Origin of the sequence: Thiohalocapsa sp., from assembly GCF_022340605.1 — a bacterium.
In the GTDB taxonomy this organism is placed as follows: Bacteria; Pseudomonadota; Gammaproteobacteria; order Chromatiales; family Chromatiaceae; genus Thiohalocapsa.
The window spans coordinates 1-10453 of the sequence record NZ_JAJDNQ010000125.1; the positions used below are offsets into that span (position 1 = coordinate 1).

Annotated in this window: 9 protein-coding genes and 2 pseudogenes; 7 read left to right on the forward strand and 4 right to left on the reverse strand. The window is 68.4% G+C overall.

The genetic code is table 11. The features are described from left to right. Window positions 1–109: 109 nt before the first annotated feature. Both LJE69_RS16070 and phaE read right to left on the reverse strand, forming a co-directional pair. The gene (locus tag LJE69_RS16070; RefSeq protein WP_296926965.1) at window positions 110–1177 is read right to left on the reverse strand and encodes a class III poly(R)-hydroxyalkanoic acid synthase subunit PhaC; all 1068 of its coding nucleotides are present in this window, start codon (window positions 1175–1177) and stop codon (window positions 110–112) included. 131 nt (window positions 1178–1308) lie between these two features. Beyond that, window positions 1309–2403, reverse strand: a complete 1095-nt coding sequence (gene phaE, locus LJE69_RS16075) for a class III poly(R)-hydroxyalkanoic acid synthase subunit PhaE (RefSeq protein ID WP_296926967.1) — start codon at window positions 2401–2403, stop codon at window positions 1309–1311. Window positions 2404–2689: 286 nt separating this feature from the next. Here phaE and LJE69_RS16080 point away from each other — a divergent pair, with 286 nt between their 5' ends. Then, window positions 2690–3874: an acetyl-CoA C-acetyltransferase gene (locus LJE69_RS16080; protein ID WP_296926969.1), complete on the forward strand. Its 1185-nt coding sequence runs from the start codon at window positions 2690–2692 to the stop codon at window positions 3872–3874. Between the two features lie 151 nt (window positions 3875–4025). Then, window positions 4026–4532 carry a polyhydroxyalkanoate synthesis repressor PhaR gene (gene phaR, locus LJE69_RS16085; protein ID WP_296926971.1) on the forward strand — a complete coding sequence of 169 codons (507 nt, stop codon included), beginning with the start codon at window positions 4026–4028 and terminating at the stop codon, window positions 4530–4532. Window positions 4533–4561: 29 nt separating this feature from the next. On the opposite strand, the gene ribF is transcribed toward phaR, so the two are convergent. Both ribF and murJ read right to left on the reverse strand, forming a co-directional pair. Then, window positions 4562–5539, reverse strand: a complete 978-nt coding sequence (gene ribF, locus LJE69_RS16090; RefSeq protein ID WP_296926973.1) for a bifunctional riboflavin kinase/FAD synthetase — start codon at window positions 5537–5539, stop codon at window positions 4562–4564. Between the two features lie 42 nt (window positions 5540–5581). Continuing rightward, complete coding sequence (gene murJ, locus LJE69_RS16095) at window positions 5582–7183, reverse strand: murein biosynthesis integral membrane protein MurJ (RefSeq protein WP_296926975.1); 1602 nt, start codon at window positions 7181–7183, stop codon at window positions 5582–5584. A 302-nt stretch (window positions 7184–7485) separates the two neighbouring features. Between murJ and LJE69_RS16100 the strand changes: the two genes are divergently transcribed. The 5 genes and pseudogenes from LJE69_RS16100 to LJE69_RS16120 all read left to right on the forward strand — a co-directional run. Continuing rightward, window positions 7486–7815 carry a hypothetical protein gene (locus LJE69_RS16100; RefSeq protein ID WP_296926977.1) on the forward strand — a complete coding sequence of 110 codons (330 nt, stop codon included), beginning with the start codon at window positions 7486–7488 and terminating at the stop codon, window positions 7813–7815. A gap of 75 nt (window positions 7816–7890) precedes the next feature. Continuing rightward, window positions 7891–8103: pseudogene (locus tag LJE69_RS16105) on the forward strand (alpha-amylase family glycosyl hydrolase); the annotation flags it as partial. Between the two features lie 169 nt (window positions 8104–8272). Further along, on the forward strand, window positions 8273–8578 hold the full coding sequence (locus LJE69_RS16110) for a DUF3459 domain-containing protein (RefSeq protein ID WP_296926979.1): 306 nt from the start codon (window positions 8273–8275) through the stop codon (window positions 8576–8578). 300 nt (window positions 8579–8878) lie between these two features. Next, on the forward strand, window positions 8879–9961 hold the full coding sequence (locus LJE69_RS16115; protein WP_296926981.1) for an ABC transporter substrate-binding protein: 1083 nt from the start codon (window positions 8879–8881) through the stop codon (window positions 9959–9961). Continuing rightward, window positions 9958–10453, forward strand: a pseudogene (locus LJE69_RS16120) (hypothetical protein); the annotation flags it as partial. The gene LJE69_RS16115 and the pseudogene LJE69_RS16120, both read left to right, overlap by 4 nt.

Genomic DNA, 10453 nt, shown 5'->3' on the forward strand with positions numbered 1-10453 from the left:
GGGCGGGCGTCGTTGTGGGAGCGCCGTCTTCGGCGCGACGGCGGCGGGGCGGCCAATCGCGGCGGGGACGCCGCTCCCACGGGGCCGGCTGGAGCCGGCGCGCCGGGGGTCAGCTACGGGCGTTGAGCCACTCGCCGATGGCGGGGGTGACCTCTTTTTGCGCCTTGCCGCTGACGTAGATGCCGATGTGGCCGCCGGGGAAGGCGAGCTCGGTGTAGTCGTCGCTGCCGGTGAGGCCGTTCAGCGCCTTGGACGCGGCGGGCGGGACGAGGTGGTCCTGCATGGCGTAGATGTTGAGCACCGGGCAGGTGATCTGCTTTAGGTCCACCGGGCGGTTGCCGACGCGGGCGGTGCCCTCGATGAAGCCGTTCTGCTGGTAGAAGCCCTTGATGAACTCGCGGAAGGTCTCGCCGGCCTGGTCGGGGCTGTCGAAGATCCATTTCTCCATGCGCAGGAAGTTCTTGACCTTGTCCGGGTCGTCCAGCAGGTCGACCATGTTGACGTACTTCTGGCCGGTGAGGCTGAACGGCTTGAGGCTGAGGAAGGTCCAGTTCAGGATCTCGCCCGGGACGTTGCCCATGGTGTCCACCGCCAGGTCCACGTCGATGTTCTGCACCCAGGCGGAGAGCAGGTTGTCCGGGGTCTTGAAGTCCACCGGCGTGACCATCGTGACCAGGTTCTGCACCTTGTTCGGGTGCAGCGCCGTGTACATCAGGCTGAAGCTGCCGCCCTGGCAAATGCCGAGGATGTTGATCTTGTCCAGCCCGTGCTTCTCGCGGATGTGGTCCACGCAGCCGTCGATGTAACCGTTGATGTAGTCGTCCAGGGTCAGCGAGCGGTCGGCCTGGTCCGGATAGCCCCAGTCGATGAGATACACGTCCTGGCCGGTGCCGAGCAGGCCCTTGATGGTGGATCGGTTTTCCTGGATGTCGGTCATATAGGGCCGGTTCACCAGCGCGTAGACCACCAGCAGCGGGATCTCTTGCTGCGCCACGTCGGCGGGGCGGCGGTAGCGGTACAGGGTCAGCTTGTCGTCGGTGTAGACGGCATCCTTGGGCGTGACGCCGGTGTCGATGTCGCCGGCGTTGATGAGGTTTTCCATGCCCTGACCGAGCTTGCGGCTGTAGTCGAGCATCTCTTCGCCGAGCTTGTCCGGGCGGATCTGGATGGGGAACATGGGGCGTCGTCCTCAGAGGTGGCAATTCATTCGATGTGTCGGCGGTTCGCCGGGCCGAGTCTCGACTCGCGAGCTAGCGCCAAGGGCCGAGGGCCAAGCGCCGGGGGAGCGCACTGCTCGGGCGCTCGGCCCTAGACGCTCGGCCCTGCCTTCGCGGCGACCGTCTTCTTGCGCGCAACGGCCTTCTTCTTGGGGGCCGCCGGGGCGCTGGCCGCAACCACGCCGGGCTCGCCAAGGCGGCGCTTGATCGCATCCAGCTCGCGGCGCAGATGCTTGTTCTCGCGGCGGGTCTCCTGCATGCGGTCCTGCAGGGTGCGCAGCTCGCTGCGCGTGGGCATGTTCATGGCGCCCAGGGTCTCGTCCACCATCACGGCCATGCGCTTCTTGAGCGCCATCTGGGCGTTGACGAGCTGGCCGTGGATGCGGGCGTACTCGGGGGTGCTGACCTCGTCCGCGTAGGCGCCCTCGCAGCAGGCCACCCAACTGTCATACAGGGTGCGGGCGGAGTCGATGGGCTCGCCGGCCTCGGCGCGCTCCTGCACCAGGTCCCGGAGTCGCTCGACGGACTTGATGCCGAGCTTGCCGAAGAAGCCCATGTACTCCTGCAGGGCGCGCTGGTAGTCCAGGGTGCGGCGCACCAGGTCCTGATACTGGGCCTGCTCTTCGCGGGTGTACCCGAGCCCCGGGGCGGAGAGCATGCGCTCCATGCGCTCCTGGACCTGGTCGTGCGGCATGTTGCGCAGCAGGTCGCCCGGCATCATCGGCGACAGCGAGGACATCATGCGCTGCCAGTTGTCGAGCGGCATCTCCCAGAAGCCGAACATACGGCGGGCCATGTCGTCGGTGTTGCCACCTGGGAAGCCGCTCCCAAATCCGCCCCCAAATCCGCTTAGCCCCCCGGTGAATGCGCGCTGCATGTCTTCGAAGGTCTTGTTCAGCGCGTCCCAGCCGGCGGTGGCGTCGGTGCCCGAGGTCAGTCCGCGGGTCAAGCGCTCGATGGTGGAGAAGTAGGTCTTGCCCTGCTCCATGAGCCGGTCCATGAAGACCTTGGACGGGTCGCTCGCCGCCGGCGACAGGGCCTTCCACCATTGGTCCATGGCCGCCTCCCAGGGGTTCTGCTTCGGTGCATCGAGCCCCATCGCCTTGCGCCCCATGTCGGTGAGGTTCTCCCAATATTGCTGCTGAAGCTTCAGCCAGTCGTCGTTGAACCAGTTGTCGTTTGCCATGTCGGTCGCGGCCCGTGCCGTCCTCCTCTCAGTGGTGTTGAAACCACGCTAGCACGGAAATTTGTGCACTGCAACAAAACGCCTTAGACTGCTGCTTTCGAGAGGGCCAAGGGCCAAGGGCCAAGGGCCATGGCGGCCGGGTCAGGGCGTACTATGCTGGCGCTCGGCGCTCGGCGCTCGGCGCTCGGCGCTCGGCGCTCGGCGCTCGGCGCTCGGCGCACAGCCATATCTCTGACTTCGCCCGCCTACCCGCAACCAAGAAACCACCACTGAGGAGAACGTTCTCATGTCCCGAACAGCCGTCATCGTCGCAGCAGCCCGCACCCCGGTTGGCAGCTTCGGCGGCAGCCTCGCGTCGCTGCCTGCCACCGCGCTGGGCACCGTCGTCGTCAAGGCGCTGCTGGAGCGCACCGGCCTTAGACCTGAGCAGATCGACGAGGTGATTCTGGGCCAGGTGCTCACCGCGGGCGTCGGCCAGAACCCGGCGCGCCAGACGACGCTGCACGCCGGCCTGCCGCACGAGGTGCCGGCGATGACCATCAATCAGGTCTGCGGCAGCGGTCTGCGCGCCGTGCATCTGGCCATGCAGGCGGTGCTGTGCGGCGACGCCGAGGTCGTCATCGCCGGCGGTCAGGAGAGCATGAGCCAGTCCGCGCACGTGCTGCCGGGCTCGCGCGACGGCAAGCGCATGGGCGATTGGAAGATGGTCGACACCATGATCGTGGACGGCCTGTGGGACGCGTTCAACAACTGCCACATGGGCGTCACCGCGGAGAACATCGCCAAGAAGTACGACTTCGCCCGCGAGGTGCAGGACGCCTTCGCCGCCGACTCCCAGCAGAAGACCGAGGCCGCCCAGGCCGCCGGGCGCTTCGACGACGAGATCGTTCCGGTGGAGATCCCGCAGCGCAAGGGCGACCCGGTCGTGTTCGCCAAGGATGAGTTCCCGCGCGCCGGCACCACCGCCGACAAGCTCGCCAAGCTGCGCCCTGCCTTCGACAAGGAAGGCACCGTCACCCCCGGCAACGCGTCCGGCATCAACGACGGCGCCGCCGCCGTGGTGGTGATGAGCGAAGAGAAGGCGAAGGAGTTGGGGCTTACGCCGCTGGCGCGCATCAAGGCCTTCGCCACCGCCGGCGTGGACCCGGCCATCATGGGCACCGGCCCCATCCCCGCTTCCACCAGGTGCCTGGAGAAGGCCGGCTGGGGCGTCGCCGACCTGGACCTGGTGGAGGCCAACGAGGCCTTCGCCGCGCAGGCCATGTCGGTCAACAAGGACATGGGCTGGGACACCGACAAGGTCAACGTCAACGGCGGCGCCATCTCCATCGGTCACCCCATCGGCGCCTCCGGCGCCCGCGTGCTGGTGACCCTGCTGCACGAGATGCAGAAGCGCGACGCCAAGAAGGGCCTCGCGACGCTCTGCATCGGCGGCGGCCAGGGCGTGGCGCTGGCGGTGGAGCGGGACTGACGGAATCGCCGGCCGTGCCGCGCCGGTCAACGCACCGGTGCGGCACGAACGGCCGCGAGCACGCCACGGGCATGACCGCGGCCAGCCCAACCCTGACGACACTGGGTTAGACTGGGCAAACGTCTCCTGCCCCGCCCGCCGGCCCCCCGCCATGCCCACCGAGCGCATCATCAAGAAGTATCCGAATCGGCGTCTGTACGACACCGAGCTAAGCCGCTACATCACCATCGCGGACGTGCGCGACCTGGTGATGCGGGGGGTGGCGTTCCGGGTGCTGGACACGGCCAACGATGCGGACCTGACGCGGTCGATCCTGCTCCAGATCATGCTGGAGGAGGAGGCCGGCGGCGAGCCGCTGTTCTCGGCCAACATGCTGGCGCAGATCATCCGCTTCTATGGCGGCACCCTTCAGGGGGTCTTCGCGCGCTACCTGGAGCACTCCCTGGACGCCTTCGCGCAACAACAGCAGAACCTCGCCGAGACCTGGGGCGAGACGCCCTTCGACGCCATCAACCGCGTAACCCAACGCAACATGGAGCTGTGGGCAGACGCGCAGAAGACCTTCCTGCGTGCTGCCGGCCTGGAGCCCAACGGCCCGGCGGGCAGCCCTGCCAAGCCGAAAGGGCGGCGCGAGCCCGAGGATGCCGGCGACGACTAATCCTGGCGAGCGAATAACCGCCGCGTCGCCTAGCCGATGCCGAGGAACTCCCGCGCCGCCAGCGCATCGCGGCCGATCTGTGCCTTCAGCGCGTCGAAAGACTCAAAGCGCTGCTCCGCGCGCAGCTTGAGCCGGAACTCCACCTCCAGATGCGCGCCGTACAGGTCGCCGTCGAAGTCGAACAGGTGCACCTCCAGGCGCACGTCCTGGCCGTCCACCGTGGGCCGGTGGCCGACGTTGGCCACGCCGGGCCACGCCTCGCTCCAGCGCTGCCCCCACCGCGCCGGGCGCATCGCCGGCAGACGTCCGCCGGTGAGGTCGCGCACCGTCACCGCGTAGACGCCGGACAGCGGGCTCACGCGCCGGTGCAAGGGAATGTTTGCCGTGGGAAAGCCGATGCTGCGACCGCGCTTGTCGCCATGCCCCACCCGGCCGCGCATGGCGTAGCGGCGTCCGAGCAGGTGCCGCGCCTGCTCCAGGTCGCCGCGCTCCAGCGCCTCGCGGATGCGGGTGCTGCTGATGCGCTCCTCGCCGTGGGTGATGGTGTGCAGGTTCTCCACCTCGAAGCCGCCCTGCCGGCCGGCGGCAGACAGCAGCGCGAAGTCGCCGCCGCGGTCGCGGCCGAAGCGGAAGTCGTCCCCCACCAGTAGGTAACGGACGCGCAGCCCCTGCACCAGAAGCTGGTCGATGAAGGCGTCCGCCGGCATGGCGGCGAGCCGGGGGCCGAACTCCAGCAGCATGACACGGTCGATGCCGTCGGCTTCGATGGCGGCCAGCTTCTCGCGCAGCCGGGTCAGCCGCGCCGGTGCCGCGTCCGGCTGGAAGTACTCCAGCGGTTGCGGCTCGAAAGTGATCACCGTCGCCGGCAGCCCCAGGTCACGCCCGCGCTGCAGCAGCCGCTGGAACACGGTGCGATGGCCCAGATGCACGCCATCGAAGTTGCCGATGGTGGCGACGCAGCCGCGGTCCGGCGCGCGCAGATTGTGCAGGCCTCGAATGAGTCGCATCGCGCTGGCTTGCTTCCACAGAACCGTTGTACGAGCGACGGATTATAGACGGGCGTTGCCGTTCGCGGCGGCGGGCGCGGCATTGTCCCGCCCGGCATGGCCCTCCGGCACGTGCGGCTCGCGCACATGCCGCAGCCGTAGCCCCAGCAGCAGCAAGGTGCTGCCGTAGACCAGCCCGCCGGCGCCGATGAGGACGATCAGCCGCAGCACCCGGCCGCTGCCGTCCGCCGCGACCCAGCCGGACAGCGGGCCCGCCAGCCACCAAAGCGCGCCGCCCATCGCGAGGTTCGCCGCCAGCGCGCGCAGCAGCAGCGCCGTCCACCCCGGCTCCGGCCGGTAGACACGTGCGCGCAGCAGGCCCACCAGCAGCAGGGCACCGTTCAGCAGGGCCGCAATGGACGTGGCCAGGGCCAGCCCGCCATGACCGAAGGGGAACATCAGGGCCAGACTCAAGGCCAGGTTCACTAGCATCGCCAGCAGCGCGATGCGCACCGGCGTGCGCATGTCCTGCCGGCCGTAGTAGCCGGGCGCCAGCGCCTTCACCGCCAGGAAACCCATGAGCCCGAAGGCATAGGCCACCAGGCTCTGCCGCGCCATCAGCAGGTCTCGGGTGCCGAATTCGCCGGACAGGAACAAGGTCGCCAGCACCGGACCCGCCAGCAGCATCAGCCCCAGGCTCGCCGGCACCCCCAGCAGCAGCACCCAGCGCAGCGCCCAATCCAGGGTGCGCGAGAACTCCGCGCGGGTGCTGGCACCACTGCGCTGCGCCAGCCGCGGCAGGATCACGGTGCCGAGCGCCGTGCCCAGGATGCCGAGCGGGAACTCCACCAGCCGGTCCGAGTAGTACAGCCAGGAGATGCTGCCGCTGGTGAGGAACGACGCCAGCAGGGTGTCGATGAGCAGCGCGAGCTGCCCCACCGACACCCCGAACAGCGCCGGCCCCATGAGCCGGCCGATGCGTCGGACGCCCTCGTCATGGAAGCCGAGCCGCGGCCGCGGCAAAAGCCCGAGCCGCGCCAGAAAGGGCAACTGGAACGCCAACTGCACCATGCCCGCCAGCAGCACCCCCCAGGCGAGCGCCATCACCGGCTCCGGCAGGTGCGGCGCCACCCCCAGCGCGCAGCCGATGAGCACCAGGTTCAGCAGCACCGGCGTGAAGGCGGGCACACCGAAGCGCTCGTAGGTGTTGAGGATGCCGCCGGCGAAGGCCGTGAGACCGATGAAGAACAGATAGGGCAGGGTCAGCCGCAGCATGGCCGCGGCCAGATCGTGGGTGCTCGCATCCGCCGCGAAGCCCGGCGCGAAGAGCAGCACCAACACCGGCGCCGCCAGCACCCCGAGTGCCGTCACCGCGAACAGCAGCACCGCGAGCGAGCCGGCGGCGCGGTCGAGAAAGTCCTTCAGGTCTGTCGCCGAGCGCGCCTCCCGGTACTGTTGCAGCACCGGCACCAGCGCCATCGCGAAGGCACCCTCGGCGAACAGCCGCCGCAGCAGGTTCGGCACCTTGAAAGCCACGAAGAAGGCATCCGTCGCCCCATCCGCCCCGAACAGCCGGGCGATCAGCAGGTCCCGCACGAAGCCCAGCACCCGCGAGAGCAGCGTCGTGCTCCCGACCTTGGCGATGGACGCGCTGAGCTTGGCCACGTCGGCTCCGGCAAAAGCGCGGATTATAGGCAAGACCAGGCTGCACGGCGCGCGGTTGGCGCCCTGCAAGATTGCCTGAAACGGATTCCCAGGGGGGCACCACTTGCGCCGACCCGTACCGGCCACGGGCTGCCTGAGGCGCCCGGCAATGTCCGCAACGCAGCGACGACCAGACGCGCGCGGTGCGCGGGCGGGTGACGGACTCTGGCCGAATGCTGACACTGGCGGACGGAGACCCAATGTCCACTGGTGGTCATCCCCCGTTCGGGAACCGAAAACAAGCGCATACAGGGGCGATCTTGATGCCTACGAGACAGTGGCTCGATGAGAACAGTGCAAGGGCTTACAGCCGGCTCTACCCGCGCATCGAGGCGCGGTTCAAGCATCGGGTCGAGGCGGCCGATTGGGAGGGTTACTCGCAGCGGGTCAAGCGGCACTTCCCGCGCCTGTTCGAGCGGCTGATGAGTCTCTACGGCAAGGACCACGATTTCTACTACCACCTGGAGGGCATTCTCGCCTCGGCGACCGAGATGTGGATCGAGCGCCCGCCGGAGCTCAAGGCCCTGGACGCGATGCGCGAGGCCAACCCCCGCTGGTACCAGTCGAACCGCATGGTCGGCGCCATGTGCTAAGTCGATCTCTTCGGCGGCGATCTGCAGGGCCTGCGCCAGCGCATCCCTTACCTGACGGAGCTCGGCGTCACCTATTTGCACCTGATGCCGCTGTTCAAGGTGCCCGCCGGGGACAATGATGGCGGCTATGCGGTCAGCAGCTACCGCGAGGTCGATGCGCGTCTGGGCACGATGGAAGACTTCGAGGAACTGGCCACTGACTTGCGCAACCACGGCATCTCGCTGACCGTCGACTTCGTGTTCAATCACACCTCGGACGAGCACGATTGGGCCAGGAAGGCGCTGGCCGGCGACAAGGAATATCAGGACTGCTACCGGATGTTTCCGAATCGCGAGATGCCCGACGCCTACGAGCGCGCGATGCCGGAGGTCTTCACCGAAGACCATCCCGGCGCCTTCACCTACCGCACGCGCCTGAAGAAGTGGGTGTGGACGACCTTCCTCCATTCCCGGACGCGTGTTTCAGGGGCTGTCGCGGCTGATCCAACTGCGCCAGCAGAATCCCGCCTTCGCCCTCGGCGAAACCGAGTTTGTCGAGACCGGCAACAAGCACGTCTTCGGCTTCATGCGCAGCGACGATGGTGGCGTCCTCTTCGTCCTCGCCAACTTCACCGAAGAGCAGCAACCGCTCGAAGCCCGGCGCCTGCGCCAGATGGGCATGCGCAAGACCATGGTCGACCTGTACGCGGGCCGCATGATCACGGCGACGCAAGAATTGCTGATGGAGCCCTATCAGCTGATGGTCCTGGCGCGGGTGGCCTGATGCCCTTCAGTGGCGTGGAACAAGCACAGAGACCGTGAAACTATTCAGTGTAGGTCGGGTTAGCGCAGCGTAACCCGACGCTGGGCGACGGTGCGCCGTTGATGGTCGGGTTGCCCTATCGCCAATGCTGCACCGGTCCGCGAGCCGGGGTCACGCTGCCGCACCGCAGCGATTCTTGGCCCGAACCGGCAGCCGGCAAACGGATGACAACGCGCGCTTACCGGCACCGGAACGGGCCGGTGCGCCCGCGGCCACTGCGTAGACTTGTGCACAGGCCCCGGTCTTGCTTGGAGGACGGCCATGTTGTCCCTGGTGCTGCGGCGATCCTGGGCCGCGCTGCTGCTCGGCTCACTGTTGATGATGGCGCTCGGCGGCTGTGGTGACGGTCAGGCTCCCCCGGCAGGCGAGCACGCCTTGGAGCCGGTGGTGGCGGTGGGCTCGCAGTGGTACGGGCACATTCCGGTGTGGGCGGGCATCGAGCGCGGGATCTTCGAGCGCCACGGTTTTCGCGTCGAGTGGCGCACCATCGGCAAGAGCATGGACCGGCTCAACGCCATCTCCTCGGGCGAGGCGCAGTTCGCGAGCCTCGGCGAGATCGCCATGCTGTCGGCGATGGCGCAGGGCAACACGCGCTTCTATTGGGTCGGTAACCAGGACATCGCGCCCGGCTTCGAGGGGCTGGTGGCGCAGCCCGGTGTCGAGGATTTCGATGACCTGCGCGGCGGGCGCATCGGCTTTCCGTTCGGCTCCTCGGTGGAGCTGACCGCGCGCATGCTGCTGCGCGAGCACGGGCTGGACCCGGACCGGGACGTGCGCCTGGTGAACCTGGAGGTGGGCGACGTGCCGGCGGTGTTCCGTGCCGGCAATGTCGACGCTGCCGGGGTCTGGGAGCCCGGCTTCTCGCAGCTCAAGGCCGTTCCGGGCGCCCGGGTGCTGGGGATGGACACCGACACCGAGGTCTACCAGCGCTTCGGCACCATGACCGGGCCGGACGTGCTGATCCTGGGCCGCGACTGGGTGGATGCCGACCACATCCGTGCGCGCCACTTCATGGCCGCCTATTTCGAGGCGCTCGACTGGGTGCGCGACCACCCGGACGAAGTGGTCCAGTTGGTGGCCGGTCGCTGGATCCAGCAGGAGCCCGATCTGATCGCCGCCAACCTGGCGCGCTTCCAGTGGCACGATGCGGCGGACAATCGCCGGGTCATGAACGACGACGGCATCTTTGCCCAGGCCGACTTCATCCTGGACATCCTGCACGGGCAGATGCACGCCCTGCCGCGCAAGCCCGACTTCCGCGCCTGGGTGCGGCTCGACCTGCTGCCCGAGCCCGAGTCCGAGCTCGAGCTCGACCCCGGGCTCGATCCCGAGCTCGATCAATGACCCCCGACCGGCTCGGCCCCTGGCAGGGCCTGGTGTTCGGCGCGGCCGGGCTCCTGGTCTTCATCGGCGGCTGGGAACTGGCGGTTCGGTCCGGGCTCATCGACGCCTTCTTCCTGCCGGCGCCGAGCAGCGTGCTGGCGCGCATGGTGGCGCTGGCCAGCGGGCCGGACGCGGTGCTCTGGCACGACATCCGCATGAGCGCGAGCCGGGTGCTGACGGGCTTCGTGCTGAGCGCCCTGGTGGGCGTGCCGCTCGGGCTGGTGATGGGCATGAGCGCGCGGGTGCGCGCGGCGCTCGGGCCCATCGTGTCCATCATTCGGCCATTGCCGGCGCTGAGCTGGATACCGCTGTCCATCGACGAGGCACTGATCCTGAGCGACCGCCTGGTGGTGATGTCCGCCCGCCCGGGCCGGGTCAAGGTGGTCTACGACAACGACCTGCCGCGTCCGCGCAGCATGGACGTACAGCTCACCGACCGTTTCCTCGCGCTCA